Below are 18,694 nucleotides of genomic sequence, written 5' to 3'. Positions count from 1 at the left end.
GTAAAGTTATCGTAAAATGACAAGTTATGCAAACAGAAACTTCGCCATTTTAACGCCATTTTCATGTGGGCTTATTACGTATTTGAATAAATCCTCTTCTTTCAGTTTCCCGAAGAAGTTCCATATCTTCTTCTCGTATTTCAGCAGGCGTTTCACCGTTCACACTTCGATACGTTCCAATACCGAAACGCTCTCTGATACGAGCAATTTTATCCGAATCTTTAGTAACCCAGTAAATTGTAACTTTCATAGTAGCTATATTCTACGACTCTCGCCACACAGGGGGAGAACATTAAACGTTTTAAAACGATCCACTAATCTTGGGCCAAAACGTTTCTTAAATTCGGCTATGCCAAGATTCGATGTTATATGATACTTCTTGCCATATTGCTGAAAAATCTCATACCGGGCATAAAGAAATTCATCAATAACTGAATCGAGACTGGTACCATACGATTTTTGATTTTCCGTTTCCAGACCGATATCATTCAAGCAGATATTAAAGGGATTTGGTTTAAATCCTTTGGATTGATTCTCATTGTAAGTGTACAAGTCAATATGCCCGTGAATTTTATAATAATTCATCATTTGAGTAACAGACAAGTTTTCAAAAGCATTGGGGTTACAAGTGAGTTTCAAATAATCTGCAAAAATCTGCATCAACATTGTTTTTCCGGTACCAGGTTCACCAACAAGCAAAAGATTCTTATGAACCTTGTAATTCTCTTCCGGAAACACATTTTGAGCATACCGACATCCGTTGAAGTAGTACAGAAGAAACTGAATTAGTTTAGAGTTGTTATCATCAACATCAAATTTTCTAAACTCCCGTTCCGTATAATCCGTACCAAGGTTAGAAATTAAATTCCAATGACTGTAATACTCTTGCGTATCAGTTAAGTCATATTCAGAAACGTTCTGAATACTTTCTTTGTGCCTTTGTATCAGATTCTCTATCTGTTGGAGCGTCAGCTTGCGCTTGCCGGCTTCCTTCTCCATCAAATTTTGAAGTTTGCTTGATAAATTCTTTTCCTCTTCCGTCATGGTCTAATTCATTTTTTCGATTTTCACGAATACGATCCAGTATCCAAAGGTTTGCTTTGGAATCCCACCGCTCTATTTTCACTCCATTGGCATTCTTCCACCCTATCGAGTCAAAGTGATTGAAGAATATTTCTGCTTGCTCTTGCCAGTCATCTAACCGTTCCGGAGCATTTTGCTTGATGAAGTGTTGAATAACCTCATCAAGCGTAGGAGCTATAAATTCTTTTGCGACTCTTTTAGGTTTCTCCGGTTTAGAGAGTGGGAAAAGCTCGCCAGAGCTACTTTCTTTCTTACCCCCTTTAGGGGGTTCTTTCTTTGTCTCTGTCTTATATTCTTCTTTAGGGGGTATGGGGGAGCTTTCTTGAAAAGGTGTCCCTAAAGGGTACCCTAAAGGTGTCCCTAAAGGATGCCGTAAAGGTGGTATATTTTGCATACCTTTTTGTACACCTTTTATAGAATACGTTGATTTATTGCCTCTTCCATTGCCTTGTTTACATTCAATAAGACCTGCTTGAACTAATCTATTTCGGGCGGACTTGAATACTTTTACAGACACTCCCACGTCAGATGACACCTTTGTATCACTACGTGTCCAGTTATCCTCCCAGCCTAAACGATTCGCAATTTTTAGCAAGTAAAAATAAAGCCTCGTTTCACAGCAGGAAAATTGCCAGCTTTCGTCAAGTTCCCAAAACCTATTGATAAGTTCAATATAAGTCATATCAATTTATAATAATTCCGTAAGACATTGTTTATATAAGGTTGAGGGTCAGCTTTCAGATAATAGCAAACGCTATTAATGAACTCAATCAACCCATGACAAACGACATATACACTGCCATATTTCTCAACTAATGCCTGCCATTCTTTTTGCTCATCAGACTGCGTTCCGGCACGTTTACCTTTTACATGTGGAGTTTTCATCTCTATGCAAAGACTGCTCTTACCACCGCGAGGAAAAAGCAGAATCAAGTCAGCAACACCAGCGATGGCACCTTCATATTTACGCATAGCACCGCTTTTCTTTGTCCTGACGCCGCCGTTTGGTATAGCAAAGAGTAGAGGGCCGACATTGGGAAACGTTTCTCTGAACCAAGTTACACAAATGTGTTGTATCTTGGTTTCAGAATATTTCACCTCCAATTTACGAATATCTTCTTCAGTCATTTTTCTGCTTGTTTTTTGAAATCGTAGCACATTCATTTAGAAGGTCAACGATTTGTTTACACCTGTTCCTGCAACCGACAAAGGATATTATGGTTTCCCATTCAGGACCGAACAACATTTCTTTCTTGTATTCCTGAATATGAGTTCTCTGCCCAATTATAACTAATCTAAATGGCTTCATAATTTATCCCTAAACAAGTCCATTGCAAGATTCACCATATTCTCTTCTACTTGGTCATCCGTTCCGGTTACACCGTTAGCAATGTTCTTCTTTGTTTGAATCACATCATACATATACTTGTCAATAGTATCCTTACCTAAGAAGTAATAGCAGTTAACGTTGTTCTTTTGACCGTTACGGTGTGCTCTATCTTCTGCCTGTTCGCAATCACTGAAAGTCCAAGGGAACTCTATAAAAGCAACACGACTGGCAGCAGTCAAAGTAAGCCCGGTACCGCCCGATTTGAAATTCAGAATAATCAGTTTACAATCCGGATTATTTTGGAAAGAGTCAACGGCATATTGCTTTTGGTTGACACTATCGGAACCCGTTACAGTAACAGCTTTAGGAAATTCCTTTTTCAGTTCTGCTACAACTTCTTTCAAGTAACCGAAAAGTATCAGCTTCTCACCACCGTCGATAACATCATGGACAAATTCACAAACAGCCTTGATTTTACCTCTGGCAGATATCTGCTTTAAAAGCTGCATCTGCACCATAACGGCACCATTCATTGATTTCTGCACTTGTTCATCCGAAGCGTTCTTGTACTTCTTCAAGTATTTTACCATATCAGCCTCGGCAGCCTTATACTCTTTGGTGGTAGTGATATCAACTGTCAAGTATTGACGAGTCTTGTCCGGAAGTTGTGTAAGCACCTTTGACTTCTCACGACGAAAGAAGCAAGTATTCCATAGTCGCCAATTCAGCTCTTTAACGTTGGATGCCTGTTTGGGACCATCACAATATCTTTCAACATACCGGCTATAACCTCCAAAGTCCTCTAATCGACCTAATATTTTTAGCTGTTGTAGCAAGTCTGTATTATTGTTAACAACAGGAGTACCGGTCAATGCGAATATATAACGTTTACCTTTGCAGATACCTTCAACATATTTGCTCTGTTGAGTTTTACTTGATTTGCATTTATGAGATTCGTCAATGATAACAGACCTAAACAGAGAGACACGCTGATCGAAAGCAATACTTTTCATTGTAAGCTTGGATTCCTTATTTACAGCTTTTACAAAAAATTTATTAAGCGATTCATAATTAGTAATGAACACCTCACAAAGTGGGTTGCCATCAGACTTTTTACACTCATAAAATGATTGCCAGGACTGTCGGTTTCTGTCATCAAGGATAATCGAATTCATACCTGCGAACTTCTTAAACTCACGCTGCCAGTTTACTTTCAACGCAGCAGGGCAAATTACAAGTACTGGAAAAGACTCACCATAAATGGGCGCTTCCTTATGTGCTTTAACAACTGCACATATGGCTTGCAATGTTTTACCTAATCCGGGCTGGTCACCGAAAAAACAGCGTTTGTGCTCTATTGCATACTGTACTCCTTCAAGTTGATACTCGTAAGGTTGAAGTAACATATAGTGTTCACCGACAAAAGGTTTCATCGGAGGAATATCATAATTAATATCTTCAGTTACCTCACGTTCCTTGACAGTAGAACAATAACGCATCTGAACAGCCCATTGCGCAAAAGCTCTCACATACCAATTCGCATCACGTCCAATAGGATAACGCGTATCATTGATACTAACAAGCCACGCCCGGTCTGTTCCGTCATAGCGTGGCTTACTTGGTATCATCTTTATGACCTCGACCAACTTTGGGTGATACTCGAACTGAATCCGGTACAGATTGGGCGTCTTAGTCACATAAATTGGTTTCATGAAGCAGGTTCTAATACTAATTCATGATGTTCAACTGTTGAACATATCCCGTTATCTTCACCATCTTCATTCATTGCATCAGCAGCTTCATCAACCTTGTCAAACGGATCCTCACCATCTTTAAATTCAAATTCCCTTTGAATCTCCGAACATTTATTCTCTGTAACATAAAGCTCTGCTTCATACAAGAAATTATAAACCGCATCACGAAACTCCTCACAATGCACATACGATTCATTGTCCGGATCGAAACCGATACCAGGAGAACAAAGATTAAGGACTTTGCTCGTCATAAGGGTTCGCTTACCTGTCAACACACAAACCTCAAAAGAAGAATCACCACCAATGCTAACGCCGGTTACATTGAACTTTTTGAAGAACTCATCTTCAAGACATGACTCTGGACGTTCCCAATTAATGTACTGGGATTCTTTCTGTTCTGTAATATCGACAATGTAGGGTATGAGCTTGTTTAGCGAATCCTTCAAATCCGGATGAACAGGATTAATCCCCTTGAAAACAATATCGTTTCCTTCCTTGTCTGCATAGACCACTTCAAGACATCCCTTTTTGGTCAATTTTGCTTTTGAAATATTCAAATCCATTTTAATTAAACTTTGAGTTAATACTTACCTATGCAGGTATTCATTAATAAAATCTTTATAGTACTGGTCAACAGGCAATGGCAAATTGATTCCTAATTCGGTGGCAGCATCAGCCTGAACCTTATCCATGAAAGTTTTCATTTGGATCGTATTCAATTTAGAAGTACTTCCAACAACCGAAACAATATTTCCATTCATACATATTTGCCGTGGAAGAAACTTCCGGCAATAGTAATCATGTACATCCAACTTATCCGTGCCTGTCTCCCTCTCAATACAGGCAAACCACAGCCACATGAGCGCGTTCTGCGACAGGGTACGTGGTTCTACCTTTCTCTTGATGCTTACAGTGTAAGTTCCATTCTTGAGCGTGGAACAGAGGTAGTCAAACGACTTATCCATTGTGACTACCCCATTTTGTTTTGTTAGAATAGCTTCTGCCATATTTAGAATGGTAAATCATCAGGCGGTGATACCTGTTGATATGGCTGTTGCTGATATGCAGGCTGCTGTACTTGTTGTTGCTGTCTCTGTGTAGGCTGTTGCGTTGGTAACGGTGGTGGTACAGGAGCAGCCTGTTGTTGAACTTTCGGTGTAAGCATCTCGATACTATCAACAAAGACTTCAGTTATGTAACGTTTAACTCCTTTGCTATCGTCATAGTTACGAGTGCGTAACTTACCTTCTATATACAACTTATCTCCTTTATGGACGTACTTCTCAACTATTTCAGCAGTCTTATTCCAAAAAATAAGATTATGCCATTCTGTACGTTCCGGCACCTGGGTTCCATTTTGTAAGGTGTACGCCTTATCTGTTGTAGCAAAAGATAAAGAAGCTACTTTCGCTCCACCGTCCAATGTTCTCACATCCGGGTCTTTACCGGCACGCCCTATAAGAATTACTTTATTAACACTCATTTTCCTTCCTCCCTTATAGTTACACGAATACTATCCGCTTTAGTTGATGTTTTTAAATATTGAGAATATAGTTCCGGGTGATCTTCCTGAAACTTCTTTGCATCAAAACTCTTACCCGTTGAAGAGGGAGTATAGCTAACACGCAACCGACCGGCGTCCCATGATTTAACACCGTTCTCACGCATGGCACTTTTAAGCTGTTCCTTATAACCTTTCTGCACTTCAGCGATATAACTCGCCTGTTCCTCTATATCAATAATAGTATTTACTAATTGCATAGGAATAAGCTGCTTCTCATCGGCTGGAACAGGAGCATTAGGTAAGAACTGTTCACCTTTAATCTCACACTCCAGTAATCTCTTAACCTCTGCATCCGGCTTACGCTCAATCTCGACTAATTCCGACTTATTTCCACGTAACCAAATGCCAAACAGTTTATCAACTTTAATTAGTGGATTTTGAAGTTCAAACAAATAGGCATAGATTGATAGCTGCCAACTCAAATACTCACGGTCAAGGCTTGCAGTAGTCTTGATGTCGCCAAGACTGATTTTTTCGTCCTTTTCCCAAACACAATCAATATTCGATGCAAAATATTCATTGTCTGAAACAGTGTACTCATTGGCAAAAGCCTTATATCCGGCATTTACTCTTTCCCTGATATAATTAATAGCTTCAATACTCTCGGGTGGTAATCCTGTAACATCAGCAAACTGGCATTGTCCATGAATACGACTGCCTTTTTCAGCAGCTTTTTTCAATATGTATTCTGGAATATCCCTATACTTATTGGGAAATAGTTGCCGGCTTATCATTCCGGTAATACCTTTCAGTTGCTTTTCACCAAGAAAATATGTGTGGTTCTCTTCTGAGAAAACCACACTCGATTTAACCAACTCTATCATGATGCAGGATAAATTTTGCCCATTTCCATACAAGCATTTACAAACTCTTTATCATTTTGCATAGCCGGATTAGCATACCATACTTTTTCAAGTTCAGCTCTGCTTTTGACAGCAAGCATGTCAGCAATAGCCTTTTTCAGTTGGGCACCAGTATAAACTGGATTCTTCATACTAGCCGGTGTTTTTGCAGGCTGTTGTGCGTCTTCTTTATCGTGAGTGTTAGTTGCATCACTGTCTTTTGTATCATCAATGCAAAATAGACCGTTAAGAGCATACTTTCTTGCATAAGAAGATGAGGCTCCGGTAATTTGGCTGCCATCCATTCCCTTCTTTGTTTCCTCTTCTCTCGCAAAAGCAGTCACTATTTCTTTTTCCCCTTTTTCGTTGGTTAAAGTGGCAGTTGCTTTTACATAAATTCTATTGCCTACTGGCACCATCTCATCACTGAGAGTTAACGAACACTTTGTTTCAGTCAGAATAGGTTTCACTGACTCAAGAATATCCTCACAACTACGGTATTTGTAACTACCGAACTTATTAAATTGCCCTTTCGGGGCTTTCAGCTTTTGCTGAATGGTTACTAATTCTTTCATAATTCTGAATTAATGGTTTGACTTTTAGTTTATTACATCAGTAAAGGTAATCGTTATTGACAAGTTTAGCAAACAGAAACTTCGCCATTTTAACGCCATTTTCAGGTAGTTAAAAACTGCCTGTACGGTATTGTACAGGCAGAAAAATAAGAAAATGAATAATCCAATGTACCTTATGGAACGGCTACGCTTGAAGGGTGTACGGCTCCCTGATTTATACATAATGTAAATGCTAGTGGACGGAACCGGAGTCGAACCGGTCTCACGGAATATTGGTGCACATCACCGCAGTTTCAACCAACGATATACATATCCGCCCGATTAATTAAAAAGGTGCACTATCTTCACAGACCATACACCCCAATCACAAACACAAAACAAAACTCATGAACTACTATAATTTAATTAGGATCAGAAGGGTGAATGGCGTGGGGATCGAACCCACATCACGCATATCTGCGTATGCTGCCAATTACACCAGCCATCCGTTTTAAGTGAACTATTCTCACGAACCATTCACCTAGAACACAAACACAAAATAAAACACGACATTAACTATTAAATAGCACTCTCACGAGCTTCTTGCTTCCGGATAGCCGTTCAAAGCACACCGGAATAGTATAGAACAATTAAAACTCAAATAACAGGGGCTTTAACCCTACAGCGTCCTTTTCGCTGGCAACATTAGTTAAACATAAAAAGAAAAATTCTCTGTGAAGGAACCCGGACTCGAACCGGGATGACAGATTACCTATGTATGACTTTCTTCAATCTATCTGCATACTTGCGTCTACCAATTCCGCCATTCCTTCAGGTCGTAGCCAGACGCTTCCGGCTACATTGATTGAATTGTTATTGATACAAACATAATTTTCCCCCTCACGGGTTACTTAACTCTGATTGAGTTGAGCCGGGAAACGGATTCGAACCGCTGACCTCATGTAGAAACATGCGCTCTAACCAACTGAGCTATCCCGGCAGATGCCCGGCGAACCGGGCTAAATAAACATGACAAATACTAAAATTAAGCAATGCAGACCTTCACAGGCTATCTTTATTTTGTTTCCTATCTTCGTAGTATCGAAAACAGATATAATTCACTGATACGACAGTCACCAATACAAAAGCAGCAATAAATTCTTTCTTGCTAACTTCAATGCTATCTACAAGATACAGTGTTGTCCATAAGGCAATGAACATCATGGCATACTGTATCACTTTAATCTTTTTCATTTCTTCCGTTTTTTAGATTTAACTTTCCTTCCCGCACATCGGCAATGAAGTAATACTTGAGCAGCATTACAATGCCACTTGCCGTTTTGGACATTAGTGGGCTTATCACTTTCAATCTTACCCGTTTCTATAAGATTCATCAATTTCTTTTCCCCACCCACATAATACGCAGACTTATCTTTTCCAAACGTTTCTGTAGAAAACAGACGGAGAATATTATCTAGCAATATTTCAGCCATTTCACCTCTAATAGTTTCCATAAGCTTTAATTACTTACTCAACTCGCGTGACCGTGACAATACCGCTGTTCCTATCAGACTTAATACCCCATTTTTTATCAGGCTCCTTCTCCTTTAACCTGTAAGAAGTCAGATTCAAAAGATACGCCCTTTTGGAAATGGGAAAGTCTTTTTTGTCATCAATCTCCATTTCACGGAGAATGCACATAATACTCTTTTCTTTTTCCATACTGATTAATTTTAAAATAAAAGCTCCCCCGAACCAATTCGATCGGCAGCATCACGCTTTATTCGGAGGATTTACTTAACTTTGGGGTGTATAATCAAAAATTAAGTAATATGAGAGCTGAATTTTACAAAAAACATGCAGAAGATATACTTTCTAACCTTGAAAGCATACGAGCAACATTTAAAGAATTGGTTGATTCTAACAAGATAGCGCCCAAAAGCTATAAAGATAGTACTCCAGGAACAAATGATGTATATTCATGCAAATTCAAAGAAGTACAAGATGATTTCATCAATCTTGTACATGCTTTTGACCAAGAAATGCCATTTTACAAAAAAATGATGTCAGAACCTCGACCTCGATTTGATTCAGGTTTTTTAGATCATTATTACAATGATGATTGCAACAAGCTCAAATCACTCATAGAAAAATTCATTCATTATCTCTCTTTTTATCTCGATTAAACCCGACTTTACAATCTGAATAATCCCGAAAAGCTTTCTGTATCATAGCAGGAAGCTTTTCGGCTACTACTTTAGCTGATTTTATCGGCATATTCTCTACACTTAATGAGAATGTGGCATCTTCCAAATTCTCATTCCTATCGTTTTTAATTGTTACTTGAATCATAAATATGTTGATTAATTAATGTGGCTACTCAATGAGTAAGATAGTCCAATAACCGTTCCCAATCAGACTCATCGCCTGACCCACATTCATCTTTGAAATGGGTGACACACCACAATCGGATGCGCCACTCTTTCAAAGGTGCGTTAATTACAAAAGAGACTGCTTTTTGGTAATCTCCATCGGGTTGTATTTTCTTAACAACTCGCATCTTAATCATTCGGATTAAGTATTTACGGATAAACTTGGGTAATTTCATTATTGAGTTATTTTCAGAAAATCAGGAGCAATACCATAGAGCGGTGTTTTTCCATCCCATTTATCAATAAACTGCTTATACAGGATTTCTTTAGTCAACCCTTTCGATGTAATAAGAGCCTGTTCCGTTTTCAATCGTTCCAATTCATTTTGTTTCTTCTGCTCTTCAATTTTCTGATCGAGAACAGATATATTGGTATTTACTTCATTGCGACTATCAATCTTATCACGAACAGCTCTTGAAAACTCCAACTGTGCAGAAAAAGTAAGTAATTGTAATCCTCGTTTATCAAACTCTTTATCTACTATTTGCTCCAGTCTCTTTTCAAAAACTAACGAACCACCATCCGCCATCAGGCTATCAGTCTTATGTTTTCGGCTTTCCTCCTTAATAAGGTCATAAATACGAGGTTCCAAGATATTATCTTCCAACGATTGCATAAAGCCATCCTTTCCTGATGGAGTATCGGCTTTATCAATATGCTTGTTGTCAAATACAATATCAATAGCCCTATTCTTCATCACCTTATAGGAATAAGTCGGACGTGCTGTAAACTCCGTATTGTCAGCAGCCTTTAATGTTACTGGCTCTGCGAATTCTCCACGTTGGTCAAACAAAGGAACTTGAAATAGCTCCGTACCCCATTCCCATGTAGATACTTTGCCCGAAACTACCTTAAAATCATCTTTCCCCTGTTTACCGTAATTCTCCATGAGCACACCGGCATAATTAGGAGCAACTCTTTCACACGATGCAAATAAAATAATGGCAATCAATGCCAAAAACAGACAATCAATCTTTCTTCTCATTTTTCAGTGCTTTTATTAATTTATATGTGACAAAAAATATCGTGAACAAGATTACACCCACACCTATCCACGCATTTACATGATTAAATATTCTATTTCCAACAAATAGACCGATGATGAACATCACAATTAGAGTTATGTAATTCTTCATAATAATACGCTTAATATTAATTGATTAATAAATTTCCCCCGTTCCAAGATTATTCGCTAATAAAAAAGGAACGGGGGATTTTCTTATTTTTGTAGAACCAACTTAAAAAATAAGAAAATGAACAAATTTATTGAGATTACCGAAAACGGTAAACGCATCCTTATCAATCTAGGATGTGTTATTAAAATTGAGGACCATAGAAAACAGTGTATCCTACATTTCAATTATTGCTTTCATATCTCTTCTTTATTGCATCCAACTTATCTGAAAATACTTGTAAGGCATTCATTAATATCCGGAGCATTCCGTATGTAAATAGAGCACTTACCGCACCGAGAACAAATGAAGCTGTTCTTTCTTCAAAATCACTCAACGTAAATGTTGTAATAAAAAAGTAACACGAAGAAACAATAGAAGCGAGTAACATAAGCACCGCTCCTAATATTATCCCAACTATTACAAACTGGAAAAACCTTGTCATAACTCTATATTCTTTAATTAAACATTGAAGCGATGGGCGGATTCGAACCGCCGACCTCTGCTTGTGGTGCTCTTCCGTTAAGCTAAGAGTATTTCTTGAGAGACTCGAACTCTCAACCATCCACCACACACAGCGCTCTAACCTGCCTGAGCTACATCACCTTTATATACATAAAGCAAATACCTCGATTTGCCGACAAACGTCTAACTGATTTAGTTTTACAACGATACGGCTTGACCATTAACCACAGCATTATATCGTTGAGAAGCCCGCCTACGTCAGTAATCCCTTTCGGCACGTGTCGGCTTCCAAAACACCATTTTACCAATATGTCAAAGAACTCTTCTCTGTTGTTCCCAGTCTCCCTTCAAGGGCAGGCTCAAAGACCGGACTGGGTACCGGATAACCGGCGGTTTGGTTTGACTTTAGTGAGGGTTAGAGAATACTTTGGTTGTTCTTCAAAACTATATCCATTAAGTTTCTTTGCGATTCAATAAATTTCTTCAAATCATCACATTGGGAAACTTTCTCTCTATAAAATCCACGTTCTGATTCTAAATCTCGTTTGAGTTTTTCATTTTCACCTCTCAAAGAGTTGATCAACGCGTCTCGTTCTTCAATCACAGCTTCATATTTGTCTCGCTGTATTTCTAGTTCGGTTCTTTTATCCATTGTTGTATAATTTGATTAATCTCCGACGTAATGTGCACCGTAATGAGTACTATTTGGGTTGTAGTAAGCGGAAGCGGGTATATTAAGATTATTGTACCCCTCATGCCTTGTAGCTTTAGCCGCTTTACTCATTACCTCGTTTCTTTCTGATAAGAATTTATCCGTTCTTGCTTTCATGGCTTCCTGTGAGAAATTTTCTTGAAGTTTAGCAAGTCTCCAAGTAGCTTTCAGAACCTCTCCAAAAGTTTTTCCCTGCTTCTTGCCTGAATATTTATAGGTTCTATGAGCATTTCTCATTATTTCGGATAAATCAAATCTTTTCATGTCTGTCACATTTATTGAGTTTCACATTTGTTTTATCAATCATTTTTTATACTTTTGGAGTATTGATTGATTGATGATGCAAATATATTCTCGTTTGAGAGAATATGCAAATTTAAAACTTAAATTATTCTCTCATTTGAGAGAATTTAACTTTTACAAACTGCATATGATTACAAGAATTAAAGACATTATTGCATACTACGGACTTAGTACAAGAGCATTTGCAATGAAATGTGGATTAAAAGACAACACATTCTCCAACCAATTAAATGGAATGAGAGAACTTAGTTTGACTACAGTCAATGCTATATTATTCTCAAATGAAGAAATATCCGCAGAATGGCTGTTAAGAGGAAAAGGCTCCATGCTTCTTCAAAAAGAAGAAACAGAACCAGGAATGGACAAATTGAAAAGTATTGTATATACCATAGCCAATTTGCAGGATGAAATCAATGAGAAGACAGTGCTTACCCAACGGCTTTTGGAAGAAAACCAAAAATTAAAGGGTGAACTGGCTATGTTGAAGAATGAAAGAAATATCGGATAAGCTATGAAAAGGACATATTATACTATAGTACTCAAAATAGCATTTGTAATCACTTACTTTATAGTACTGTTTAACTATCCAATAACAACAGTTATTATAAGCTTGATTCTTATTGCACTATACTATAACATAATGTCTGATTCAAGCCAAACTGACAGACCGGATAAGTGGGTAGATGGATATACAAAAAAGGATGGAACCTATGTAAACGGTCACTGGAAAAGAAAAAGAAATAAATACTAAATGAAGAAAATCACATTAGTTTCATTTGCATTGTAAATTAATAAAATAAACCTCATCATTATCAAAAACAGCAGTTCTTAGCATACCTTTAGAACTCTAAAAACACTGAATAATCACATATAAATAATCAATATTATGGAGCAGACAAAAGAAAGTAAAAGAATCATTGGCGGAAAAATGTATGTTATAAACATCAAGTCTAGATACGAACAAACGCCACAAAAATATGTTAAATTATTTGAGCAACTATATGCTAAAGATCCCCTCATATTATTACATAGTAATAGATATATCAGTATAAAACAGCTTCTTAAAAGCGAATATTTAGAGGATGACGGTACCCCAAGAATGCTATTAATCAAATTAATTTCATATGATATTCTTAATCCAGATGCTTTTTATGATAAAAAAACGAAAACACAGGTAAAGATTGACATTAATCCTGATATTGTTGCTAACCTAAAAGAGGTAGAGCTATATTTTATCCCTAAAGTGCACCGATTAATAGTCAGCATAAGCTCTAAAATCGGTATAAATCAAGTGATGAAATATCTTACCCATAGTTTTGCAGAAACAGCTAGTAATGGAGCTGTTGATATTAATATAGAGAAAAGTAGAGATATCATCACAAGAGTTTTAAACGCACATAAAATATTTTTAATTGATGCAGATATAACTTTTTCAAATAAAGATTTTACAGAAGGATTTATTGCAAAGTTTGACAAAAAAATAAAAGATGCAAGACCAAGAAATGTTAAATTCAAAATGGAAGGAACAGACGAAGAACCTCTTAAAAAAGAAGAAGATGGAATAATCGAAGCAATAGTCAACATGTCACGTAGTAACGGTACAATGATAGCTAGAGTACAAGAAAAAGAAAATGGAAAACCGATCAAGATTGATACAAAAGATTATCCTATGAGAATAGAAATTAAAGATACAGAAAAAAATTATTTTAATAAGATATACACAGAATTATGTAGTATATTTGGGCATAATCAATAACTAGAATCATGAATGCTAAAGATGAATTTGGATGGAGAAGTATTTTTAAAGTATATACTAGTAAAGATATTTTAAAAGATTCTTTAGTACCAATACTTCTCTCTATTTCGATGATTATTATAGGAAACTTTAGTGATATCCCATCATATCAGTCATTAAGTACAATCATAGACTTATGTATTGGAATTATCCCTACCATTGTCTCACTCGTATTAGCTGCATATGCCATTTTATTATCTATATATTGCTCTAATCTACTAAATGATTTAAAAGATGATGAAGGAATAAAACTACTCTCTGGACTAAATTCCTCATTTGTAGTATGTATGATTATTATGTTTATTGGTATTTTTTTTAGTATTATATTTAAATATATACATAGTCTAAACATCCAATTTTTATATAGCGATTATGTTAATAATACAGCATCATTCTTGTTACTTTACCTTCTATTATATTCTATATGGTCCATGAAGGATATAGTTATAAACATATATAATTTAAGCAAGGCTGCATTACTTTCTTAAAATACAGTTCTGTTCAAAGAAAATGTGGAAAAAAGTAATCATATTCTCTTCTTCCATTCCCATGGTTTGGGAGAAGAAATATAGTCGACAGGAATTCCTTTTTCGGATAAGATCCTTTGCAAATGCCAAACAAGTGCTTCATCAGTAACATTTTTTTTCGCCTGTAAGGTATCTTATTTGATAAACGATTCCTTCCAAGGAGGCTTTTGAAATAGGCTTTATTCTCTTGAACATACGATAATCAATTTTAGTGATGCGCAAATATAATATTTAAAGTAATATAAAATATGAAACTCAAAAATCTTGATAGTACATAAAACATCAAATGGTCGAATTATGGTCGAACCATAAAAAAAAGCAGGACTATATAATTGATATACAGAATATACAACTAGATTTCCAAAAATGTGTCTAGTTTAGTTTTTGTGTTGATAGCTCCCTCGTCGGCGGACGAACTAGGGAGCTATTTTTATATATTACAGGAATATTATTGCACAAAATATACATATTTTCCATAACTTTGCAGCGATAAAGTCTCACACAAATGGAATATAGCGTAGAAGAACTAAAAAATGCATTAATTGAGAGATGCGAAAAAGAGGGTATTCTATATGCAACGGTGGCAATGGATAGACGTACCAAAGAGATGATTCTTCCTGATACTTTAGAAGGAGCCCTGAAACATCCGGAATACTTTGTATGTACCTGCAGGAGAGTGAAAGATCAATATATAGTGGAGGAGATTACCAAAGTGTAATCCTCCTCCAATCTTTTATTCTTATTTTTCTTTTTTTATTCGCCCAATTCTCCCAGCAAATCGTAGGAAGGAGCAAAGAAAAGCGTTCCTGTTACAGCTGTGCTGAAGTCAAGCAAACGATCGGTATTCCCTACCGGATTGCCGATGAACATACTTTCCAACATCTGCCGGGTCGTACTGAACGTACTTGCATAACCGATGAAGTATGTGCCATATTCTCCCTTAGACGTATTGGCAAACGGCATGTTGGCACGTACAATTTTCAGGTCATCACCAATATTAGTGACGGCATTATGCGCATTTTGAGGTTTCTCCTCGTCAGACAGCTCGACATCGTTAAACTTACGACGACCGATCACTTTCTCCTGTTCTTCCACAGGCAGAGCGTTCCATGCAACCATATCGTGAATGTACTTCTGTACAAAAACATAACTTCCTCCTGCAAAATCAGCATCCTCCTCTCCTACCACCGCAAAATGATAAGGATTCTCATCAACTGCCGGATTCTCTGTTCCGTCTACAAAGCCGATAATAGCCTTGCCGTCCATATATCTGAAACCGTGAGTTTCATCGACAGGTTCAACTACGCCCTGGAGCTTCTCGTCAATGATGGAAGCAAACTCAAAACACAACCCCATCTGTTTTGCACGGATATGAAACAAGATGTCGCCCGGAGTAGAGACTGCCGTGTGCTTTCCGCCTTTGATCTCTTCAAAAGTGTTCAGTTCTTTCGGCTTTCCCTTTTCCGGGAAAAGACGGCTCCAGGCATCGGCGCCAAAGCCCATCGTACAACTGAACATCAGTTCGGGGAAACGATTACGCATGCTGCGAATCATGCCCGAGAAATTAGCGCATACATCTTTTACTTTATCAAGAGTTTCGGGAGTATCTTTTAGAGTATAAACAATAAAAATGACATTTTCACCTTGTTTCCCGGCTACGTCCTGCGGGATATTACCTCCAAATGAATTTTGATAAGGATTCATATTTTTCTTTTTTTCTGTTAGTTTCGTCAACGAAACAGTTCTAATTCATTTTTTTATTACTATCGTCAATATATGCGGCAGCCGCTTTATCCACAAATAGCTCTACATTCTGCGCGTGATGAGCTATATAGGCTGCGGGACCAGTGTCTCCCGAATTACAGATTTCTTCTACTACGTCAACTTTATTTTTTCCGGTAATCAGGAAAATGACATAGCGGGCATTCTGAATGGGGTATCCCGTCATTGCGATGCGCTTCTGCCCGTTACGGGGATGGGCGCTGACTACATAAATAGAGTTTGAAGTCAGCAAATCTTCTTGTCCGGGAAAGATGGAAGACGTGTGTCCGTCGTCTCCGGCCCCCAACAGTACAATATCAAATTCGGGCCAGCCACGCTTCAACGGTACTTGCTGCCGGACTAACTCCGAATAACGGACCGCTTCTTTCGCAGGCTTCGCCTCTCCACGAATACGGAATACATTTTCATACAAAATAGGAGTCAAACCCAAAAGAAGGTTGCGCATCATTCCGTAATTACTGTCCGAATCATCGGGAGGCACACAACGTTCATCCACCCAATAAATCCGCATACGATCCCACGGGGTAATTTCCATGTATTCATTCGCCCATAAATCGAACATCAGAGCAGGTGTGTTGCCACCGCTGACTGCGATATTGAACACTCTGTCCGGCTCTTCATTCATGATTTCCACCAAGCGGAGTATCAATGCTCGTGAAGTTTCAATAGATGAGGGAAAAACTGATAGTTTCATAATTCACAATATTGATCTGTATTCGTCAAATTCTTACAAGGATTCGTCCAGTCGGCCCCATGTTCGTGCATCATCGCTTCGCTTTCCAGAGGTCCCCACGTACCTGCGGGATAACCGTAGAGAGGTGCGTCGGGGTTGTCTTTCCAATAACGGAGTACCGGATCGAAAAATTTCCATGAGGCTTCTACTGCATCACTTCGAGTAAATAAAGTCGGATCACCCTGGATGCAGTCGTCTATCAGACGGGCATAAGCGTCTCCACTGGGTACGCCGCCCAACTGCGCGTAACTGAAATCCATCGTCACCTGGCGCACTTCAAAACCTGCACCGGGGACTTTCATTCCGATTTTGAGCACTATTCCTTCATTCGGTTGCAAACGAAGAATCAATTTATTAGCCCGCGGACAGTTGCCACCGGCACAATGAAACATCTGATGAGGTGTCTCACGGAAATGAACGACGATTTCCGTTACTTTCGTCGGCATTTGTTTACCTGTACGAATGTAGAACGGAACGCCACTCCAGCGCCAGTTGCTAATGCCCAGTTTCATGGCAATATAAGTATCCGTGCGCGAATCGGGAGCCACTCCTTTTTCTTCACGGTAGCCTTTCTTATTGCCGGAGGCTGTATATTGTCCACGAACGATATGTTCGTTCAAATCCACTTCATTCAACGGGGTGAGAGATTCGTAGACCTTCACCACTTCGTTGCGGAAATTGTCCGCGTTGAAAACAGCGGGCGGTTCCATAGCCGTAAGGGCTACGAGCTGTATCAGGTGATTCTGCACCATATCGCGCAGCGCACCTGCCGTTTCATAGAATCCGCCGCGTTGTTCGATACCCAGATTTTCTACGGCTGTGATTTCTACGTAGTCGATATAGTTACGGTTCCAGAGAGGTTCGAAGATGCCGTTGGCAAAACGGAAAGCCAGTACATTCTGGGCTGTTTCCTTACCGAGAAAATGGTCGATACGGTAAATCTGATGCTCATTGAATACAGAGGCATACGTTTTATTCAGTTCACGTGCCGATTCGAGATCATAACCGAAAGGTTTCTCGACGATGATACGTGAATGGGGGGTGTTGAGTCCGGCAGCTTTCAGGTACAAGGGCACTACTCCGTACAATGACGGCGGAGTGGCTAGGTAGAACAGCAGGTTGTCCGGGTCTACCTCACCGGTCAAGTCGACCAGACGTTGACGGAGTTGCGGGTAACCTTCTTCTTTTGCCGGGTCCATCGGTAAATAGTAGAGATGGGAGACAAACGAAGCCATCAGAGCTGTGTCCTGTTCTTCGGACTTTACGAACTGTTGCAGTTCTTCTAAGATATAGGAACGGTAGTTATCGTCAGAGTAGACCGTACGCCCGATACCCAATATAGAATACTCTCCGGTCAACCGCTTTTCACGGTAGAGGGAGTAAAGGGCGGGCATCAGCTTACGCTTGGTCAGATCACCCGACGCACCGAAAATTATCATTGCAAATTTATCCATTTTTCAAGAGTTGTTTTAATTTCTGTTTTGAGATGGTAAATGATAATTTTGCGGAGTGCCCTGAAAGGGCTTAATTATATAGCGTAGGGCAACGCCCTACGTAAAAACGACAATCTGAATTTGCGCCCTGAAAGGGCATAATTGTATACAGTTCCGCCCTTTCAGGGCTTGTGGCTGGTGTGTTTTTTTCGT

At 38.6% G+C, this 18,694-nt stretch carries 27 protein-coding genes and 5 tRNA genes; 5 read left to right on the top strand and 27 right to left on the bottom strand.

The annotated features are described in order from the left end of the window. Nucleotides 1–61: 61 nt before the first annotated feature. From HMPREF0106_RS17600 to HMPREF0106_RS17660, 17 genes are all read right to left on the bottom strand, one after another. Nucleotides 62–250 (bottom strand): hypothetical protein, encoded by a 189-nt coding sequence (locus tag HMPREF0106_RS17600; RefSeq protein WP_008775937.1) that lies wholly within the window; start codon nt 248–250, stop codon nt 62–64. Nucleotides 251–255: 5 nt separating this feature from the next. Then, complete coding sequence (locus HMPREF0106_RS17605) at nt 256–999, bottom strand: AAA family ATPase (RefSeq protein ID WP_009039409.1); 744 nt, start codon at nt 997–999, stop codon at nt 256–258. Beyond that, complete coding sequence (locus HMPREF0106_RS17610; protein WP_009039408.1) at nt 908–1,765, bottom strand: hypothetical protein; 858 nt, start codon at nt 1,763–1,765, stop codon at nt 908–910. Before HMPREF0106_RS17610 ends, HMPREF0106_RS17605 begins: the two co-directional genes overlap by 92 nt. Further along, nucleotides 1,762–2,211: a VRR-NUC domain-containing protein gene (locus HMPREF0106_RS17615; RefSeq protein WP_008775940.1), complete on the bottom strand. Its 450-nt coding sequence runs from the start codon at nt 2,209–2,211 to the stop codon at nt 1,762–1,764. Before HMPREF0106_RS17615 ends, HMPREF0106_RS17610 begins: the two co-directional genes overlap by 4 nt. Before the next feature lie 177 nt (nt 2,212–2,388). Continuing rightward, nucleotides 2,389–4,125, bottom strand: coding sequence for a DEAD/DEAH box helicase (locus HMPREF0106_RS17620; protein WP_004311530.1), 1,737 nt, complete (start codon nt 4,123–4,125; stop codon nt 2,389–2,391). After that, nucleotides 4,122–4,730 carry a hypothetical protein gene (locus HMPREF0106_RS17625; protein ID WP_004311529.1) on the bottom strand — a complete coding sequence of 203 codons (609 nt, stop codon included), beginning with the start codon at nt 4,728–4,730 and terminating at the stop codon, nt 4,122–4,124. The genes HMPREF0106_RS17620 and HMPREF0106_RS17625 overlap by 4 nt, the downstream gene beginning before the upstream one ends. 24 nt (nt 4,731–4,754) lie before the next feature. Next, nucleotides 4,755–5,174 carry a hypothetical protein gene (locus HMPREF0106_RS17630; protein ID WP_004311528.1) on the bottom strand — a complete coding sequence of 140 codons (420 nt, stop codon included), beginning with the start codon at nt 5,172–5,174 and terminating at the stop codon, nt 4,755–4,757. 2 nt (nt 5,175–5,176) lie between these two features. Further along, the gene (locus tag HMPREF0106_RS17635; RefSeq protein WP_008775943.1) at nt 5,177–5,650 is read right to left on the bottom strand and encodes a single-stranded DNA-binding protein; all 474 of its coding nucleotides are present in this window, start codon (nt 5,648–5,650) and stop codon (nt 5,177–5,179) included. Next, nucleotides 5,647–6,555 carry a hypothetical protein gene (locus HMPREF0106_RS17640; RefSeq protein WP_032851137.1) on the bottom strand — a complete coding sequence of 303 codons (909 nt, stop codon included), beginning with the start codon at nt 6,553–6,555 and terminating at the stop codon, nt 5,647–5,649. Before HMPREF0106_RS17640 ends, HMPREF0106_RS17635 begins: the two co-directional genes overlap by 4 nt. Next, the gene (locus HMPREF0106_RS17645) at nt 6,552–7,148 is read right to left on the bottom strand and encodes an ERF family protein (protein ID WP_009039406.1); all 597 of its coding nucleotides are present in this window, start codon (nt 7,146–7,148) and stop codon (nt 6,552–6,554) included. The genes HMPREF0106_RS17640 and HMPREF0106_RS17645 overlap by 4 nt, the downstream gene beginning before the upstream one ends. A 236-nt stretch (nt 7,149–7,384) precedes the next feature. Next, a tRNA-OTHER gene (locus HMPREF0106_RS27005) sits at nt 7,385–7,467 on the bottom strand. Between the two features lie 101 nt (nt 7,468–7,568). Continuing rightward, a tRNA-OTHER gene (locus HMPREF0106_RS27000) sits at nt 7,569–7,635 on the bottom strand. A 227-nt stretch (nt 7,636–7,862) separates the two neighbouring features. Next, nucleotides 7,863–7,960, bottom strand: a tRNA-OTHER gene (locus tag HMPREF0106_RS26995). Nucleotides 7,961–8,056: 96 nt separating this feature from the next. After that, nucleotides 8,057–8,127 (bottom strand) — tRNA-OTHER (locus tag HMPREF0106_RS0124470). A 62-nt stretch (nt 8,128–8,189) separates the two neighbouring features. Further along, a complete protein-coding gene (locus HMPREF0106_RS17650) occupies nt 8,190–8,381 on the bottom strand; it encodes a hypothetical protein (protein ID WP_004310922.1) in 192 nt (63 codons plus the stop codon). After that, complete coding sequence (locus tag HMPREF0106_RS17655) at nt 8,378–8,641, bottom strand: hypothetical protein (RefSeq protein ID WP_009039405.1); 264 nt, start codon at nt 8,639–8,641, stop codon at nt 8,378–8,380. The genes HMPREF0106_RS17650 and HMPREF0106_RS17655 overlap by 4 nt, the downstream gene beginning before the upstream one ends. 13 nt (nt 8,642–8,654) lie before the next feature. Beyond that, complete coding sequence (locus HMPREF0106_RS17660) at nt 8,655–8,849, bottom strand: hypothetical protein (protein WP_008775948.1); 195 nt, start codon at nt 8,847–8,849, stop codon at nt 8,655–8,657. 110 nt (nt 8,850–8,959) lie between these two features. Here HMPREF0106_RS17660 and HMPREF0106_RS17665 point away from each other — a divergent pair, with 110 nt between their 5' ends. Then, on the top strand, nt 8,960–9,313 hold the full coding sequence (locus tag HMPREF0106_RS17665; protein WP_032851135.1) for a hypothetical protein: 354 nt from the start codon (nt 8,960–8,962) through the stop codon (nt 9,311–9,313). Here HMPREF0106_RS17665 and HMPREF0106_RS17670 read toward each other — a convergent pair. The 7 genes from HMPREF0106_RS17670 to HMPREF0106_RS17690 all read right to left on the bottom strand — a co-directional run bounded on the left by HMPREF0106_RS17670 (nt 9,282) and on the right by HMPREF0106_RS17690 (nt 12,172). Further along, on the bottom strand, nt 9,282–9,479 hold the full coding sequence (locus HMPREF0106_RS17670; RefSeq protein WP_009039403.1) for a hypothetical protein: 198 nt from the start codon (nt 9,477–9,479) through the stop codon (nt 9,282–9,284). The two genes, HMPREF0106_RS17665 and HMPREF0106_RS17670, sit on opposite strands and share 32 nt — an antisense overlap. Nucleotides 9,480–9,507: 28 nt before the next feature. Further along, nucleotides 9,508–9,735 carry a hypothetical protein gene (locus tag HMPREF0106_RS17675; protein ID WP_009039402.1) on the bottom strand — a complete coding sequence of 76 codons (228 nt, stop codon included), beginning with the start codon at nt 9,733–9,735 and terminating at the stop codon, nt 9,508–9,510. Next, on the bottom strand, nt 9,735–10,544 hold the full coding sequence (locus HMPREF0106_RS17680) for an SPFH domain-containing protein (protein WP_009039401.1): 810 nt from the start codon (nt 10,542–10,544) through the stop codon (nt 9,735–9,737). The genes HMPREF0106_RS17675 and HMPREF0106_RS17680 overlap by 1 nt, the downstream gene beginning before the upstream one ends. Nucleotides 10,545–10,915: 371 nt before the next feature. Then, entirely contained in the window at nt 10,916–11,176 is a 261-nt protein-coding gene (locus HMPREF0106_RS0124465) for a hypothetical protein (RefSeq protein WP_032851133.1), read from the bottom strand. A 27-nt stretch (nt 11,177–11,203) separates the two neighbouring features. Further along, a tRNA-OTHER gene (locus HMPREF0106_RS26990) sits at nt 11,204–11,337 on the bottom strand. Nucleotides 11,338–11,611: 274 nt separating this feature from the next. Then, nucleotides 11,612–11,848, bottom strand: coding sequence for a hypothetical protein (locus tag HMPREF0106_RS17685; protein WP_008775951.1), 237 nt, complete (start codon nt 11,846–11,848; stop codon nt 11,612–11,614). A gap of 15 nt (nt 11,849–11,863) precedes the next feature. Continuing rightward, nucleotides 11,864–12,172 (bottom strand): hypothetical protein, encoded by a 309-nt coding sequence (locus HMPREF0106_RS17690; protein WP_009039399.1) that lies wholly within the window; start codon nt 12,170–12,172, stop codon nt 11,864–11,866. Between the two features lie 166 nt (nt 12,173–12,338). On the opposite strand from HMPREF0106_RS17690, the gene HMPREF0106_RS27400 reads away from it, so the two are divergent. The 4 genes from HMPREF0106_RS27400 to HMPREF0106_RS17710 all read left to right on the top strand — a co-directional run bounded on the left by HMPREF0106_RS27400 (nt 12,339) and on the right by HMPREF0106_RS17710 (nt 15,251). Then, the gene (locus tag HMPREF0106_RS27400; RefSeq protein WP_032851164.1) at nt 12,339–12,719 is read left to right on the top strand and encodes a hypothetical protein; all 381 of its coding nucleotides are present in this window, start codon (nt 12,339–12,341) and stop codon (nt 12,717–12,719) included. A gap of 378 nt (nt 12,720–13,097) precedes the next feature. Further along, the gene (locus HMPREF0106_RS17700; RefSeq protein ID WP_008775954.1) at nt 13,098–13,967 is read left to right on the top strand and encodes a DUF4747 family protein; all 870 of its coding nucleotides are present in this window, start codon (nt 13,098–13,100) and stop codon (nt 13,965–13,967) included. Between the two features lie 8 nt (nt 13,968–13,975). Beyond that, nucleotides 13,976–14,494, top strand: a complete 519-nt coding sequence (locus HMPREF0106_RS17705) for a hypothetical protein (protein ID WP_008775955.1) — start codon at nt 13,976–13,978, stop codon at nt 14,492–14,494. Nucleotides 14,495–15,038: 544 nt separating this feature from the next. Beyond that, nucleotides 15,039–15,251, top strand: a complete 213-nt coding sequence (locus HMPREF0106_RS17710; RefSeq protein ID WP_004314093.1) for a hypothetical protein — start codon at nt 15,039–15,041, stop codon at nt 15,249–15,251. A gap of 35 nt (nt 15,252–15,286) precedes the next feature. Here HMPREF0106_RS17710 and HMPREF0106_RS17715 read toward each other — a convergent pair whose 3' ends face one another. The 3 genes from HMPREF0106_RS17715 to zwf are packed head-to-tail and all read right to left on the bottom strand — an operon-like array spanning nt 15,287 to nt 18,502. After that, a complete protein-coding gene (locus HMPREF0106_RS17715; protein ID WP_008022078.1) occupies nt 15,287–16,237 on the bottom strand; it encodes a Dyp-type peroxidase in 951 nt (316 codons plus the stop codon). Between the two features lie 40 nt (nt 16,238–16,277). Beyond that, nucleotides 16,278–17,009: a 6-phosphogluconolactonase gene (gene pgl / locus HMPREF0106_RS17720; protein WP_004314091.1), complete on the bottom strand. Its 732-nt coding sequence runs from the start codon at nt 17,007–17,009 to the stop codon at nt 16,278–16,280. Further along, nucleotides 17,006–18,502 (bottom strand): glucose-6-phosphate dehydrogenase, encoded by a 1,497-nt coding sequence (gene zwf, locus HMPREF0106_RS17725; RefSeq protein ID WP_004314090.1) that lies wholly within the window; start codon nt 18,500–18,502, stop codon nt 17,006–17,008. Before zwf ends, pgl begins: the two co-directional genes overlap by 4 nt. Nucleotides 18,503–18,694 lie beyond the last annotated feature (192 nt).

Source organism: Bacteroides sp. D22, from assembly GCF_000163675.1.
In the GTDB taxonomy this organism is placed as follows: domain Bacteria; phylum Bacteroidota; class Bacteroidia; order Bacteroidales; family Bacteroidaceae; genus Bacteroides; species Bacteroides xylanisolvens.
This window is presented reverse-complemented; position numbering and strand designations above follow the sequence as displayed.

Bases quoted from the DNA above. Each gene is read 5' to 3' on its own strand.
- HMPREF0106_RS17600 (WP_008775937.1), bottom strand. From the start codon at position 250: ATGAAAGTTACAATTTACTGGGTTACTAAAGATTCGGATAAAATTGCT.
- HMPREF0106_RS17605 (WP_009039409.1), bottom strand. From the start codon at position 999: ATGGAGAAGGAAGCCGGCAAGCGCAAGCTGACGCTCCAACAGATAGAG.
- HMPREF0106_RS17610 (WP_009039408.1), bottom strand. From the start codon at position 1,765: ATGACTTATATTGAACTTATCAATAGGTTTTGGGAACTTGACGAAAGC.
- HMPREF0106_RS17615 (WP_008775940.1), bottom strand. From the start codon at position 2,211: ATGACTGAAGAAGATATTCGTAAATTGGAGGTGAAATATTCTGAAACC.
- HMPREF0106_RS17620 (WP_004311530.1), bottom strand. From the start codon at position 4,125: ATGAAACCAATTTATGTGACTAAGACGCCCAATCTGTACCGGATTCAG.
- HMPREF0106_RS17625 (WP_004311529.1), bottom strand. From the start codon at position 4,730: ATGGATTTGAATATTTCAAAAGCAAAATTGACCAAAAAGGGATGTCTT.
- HMPREF0106_RS17630 (WP_004311528.1), bottom strand. From the start codon at position 5,174: ATGGCAGAAGCTATTCTAACAAAACAAAATGGGGTAGTCACAATGGAT.
- HMPREF0106_RS17635 (WP_008775943.1), bottom strand. From the start codon at position 5,650: ATGAGTGTTAATAAAGTAATTCTTATAGGGCGTGCCGGTAAAGACCCG.
- HMPREF0106_RS17640 (WP_032851137.1), bottom strand. From the start codon at position 6,555: ATGATAGAGTTGGTTAAATCGAGTGTGGTTTTCTCAGAAGAGAACCAC.
- HMPREF0106_RS17645 (WP_009039406.1), bottom strand. From the start codon at position 7,148: ATGAAAGAATTAGTAACCATTCAGCAAAAGCTGAAAGCCCCGAAAGGG.
- HMPREF0106_RS17650 (WP_004310922.1), bottom strand. From the start codon at position 8,381: ATGAAAAAGATTAAAGTGATACAGTATGCCATGATGTTCATTGCCTTA.
- HMPREF0106_RS17655 (WP_009039405.1), bottom strand. From the start codon at position 8,641: ATGGAAACTATTAGAGGTGAAATGGCTGAAATATTGCTAGATAATATT.
- HMPREF0106_RS17660 (WP_008775948.1), bottom strand. From the start codon at position 8,849: ATGGAAAAAGAAAAGAGTATTATGTGCATTCTCCGTGAAATGGAGATT.
- HMPREF0106_RS17665 (WP_032851135.1), top strand. From the start codon at position 8,960: ATGAGAGCTGAATTTTACAAAAAACATGCAGAAGATATACTTTCTAAC.
- HMPREF0106_RS17670 (WP_009039403.1), bottom strand. From the start codon at position 9,479: ATGATTCAAGTAACAATTAAAAACGATAGGAATGAGAATTTGGAAGAT.
- HMPREF0106_RS17675 (WP_009039402.1), bottom strand. From the start codon at position 9,735: ATGAAATTACCCAAGTTTATCCGTAAATACTTAATCCGAATGATTAAG.
- HMPREF0106_RS17680 (WP_009039401.1), bottom strand. From the start codon at position 10,544: ATGAGAAGAAAGATTGATTGTCTGTTTTTGGCATTGATTGCCATTATT.
- HMPREF0106_RS0124465 (WP_032851133.1), bottom strand. From the start codon at position 11,176: ATGACAAGGTTTTTCCAGTTTGTAATAGTTGGGATAATATTAGGAGCG.
- HMPREF0106_RS17685 (WP_008775951.1), bottom strand. From the start codon at position 11,848: ATGGATAAAAGAACCGAACTAGAAATACAGCGAGACAAATATGAAGCT.
- HMPREF0106_RS17690 (WP_009039399.1), bottom strand. From the start codon at position 12,172: ATGAAAAGATTTGATTTATCCGAAATAATGAGAAATGCTCATAGAACC.
- HMPREF0106_RS27400 (WP_032851164.1), top strand. From the start codon at position 12,339: ATGATTACAAGAATTAAAGACATTATTGCATACTACGGACTTAGTACA.
- HMPREF0106_RS17700 (WP_008775954.1), top strand. From the start codon at position 13,098: ATGGAGCAGACAAAAGAAAGTAAAAGAATCATTGGCGGAAAAATGTAT.
- HMPREF0106_RS17705 (WP_008775955.1), top strand. From the start codon at position 13,976: ATGAATGCTAAAGATGAATTTGGATGGAGAAGTATTTTTAAAGTATAT.
- HMPREF0106_RS17710 (WP_004314093.1), top strand. From the start codon at position 15,039: ATGGAATATAGCGTAGAAGAACTAAAAAATGCATTAATTGAGAGATGC.
- HMPREF0106_RS17715 (WP_008022078.1), bottom strand. From the start codon at position 16,237: ATGAATCCTTATCAAAATTCATTTGGAGGTAATATCCCGCAGGACGTA.
- pgl (WP_004314091.1), bottom strand. From the start codon at position 17,009: ATGAAACTATCAGTTTTTCCCTCATCTATTGAAACTTCACGAGCATTG.
- zwf (WP_004314090.1), bottom strand. From the start codon at position 18,502: ATGGATAAATTTGCAATGATAATTTTCGGTGCGTCGGGTGATCTGACC.